The following is a 515-nucleotide window of genomic DNA, read 5'->3' as shown; positions in this document are numbered from 1 at the left end:
GCTTGCTTACAGCTCCCCGAGGCCTTATCGTTGTTCGCCACGTCCTTCGTCGGCTCCTGGCGCCTAGGCATCCTCCGTGTGCTCTTTGTAGCTTAACCTAGTATTTACATCGTAAATACGATTTGCTACCTTTATTTCACTTGTTTACACAAGATCAGCTTAAAGGAATATTCTAAAACGCAATTTCGTTTCGGTATCCAGTTTTCAAGGTGCAATTCGTTTCATCGAAGCGAAACCCGATGAATATTTCGATTCTACACGGATGTGTGAATGAAACATTTGTCGAAGCTTGAGAGTTTGAACTCTCAAAACTGAGCAACGAGTGAGTAAGTTCAGGATATTCATTTCATTCACACATATTGTGATGAACCGAATCAAATATCCGGTCGCAGGTACGCTGTACCTGCTAATTTGAATGTTTCCATCGCAGGAAACGATTCTCCATAGAAAGGAGGTGATCCAGCCGCACCTTCCGATACGGCTACCTTGTTACGACTTCACCCCAATCATCTACC

Annotated in this window: 2 rRNA genes; both read right to left on the bottom strand. The window is 43.9% G+C overall.

The annotated features are described in order from the left end of the window. Window positions 1-98, bottom strand: a 23S ribosomal RNA gene (locus tag MMB75_RS26115); the annotation flags it as partial. A gap of 349 nt (window positions 99-447) precedes the next feature. Further along, a 16S ribosomal RNA gene (locus MMB75_RS26110) occupies window positions 448-515 on the bottom strand; the annotation flags it as partial.

It is taken from the genome of Paenibacillus sp. P2(2022) (assembly GCF_029522175.1).
Taxonomy (GTDB): domain Bacteria; phylum Bacillota; class Bacilli; order Paenibacillales; family Paenibacillaceae; genus Paenibacillus; species Paenibacillus polymyxa.
The sequence above is the reverse complement of the archived record's forward strand: the minus strand, read 5'-3'. Positions and strand labels throughout refer to the sequence as shown.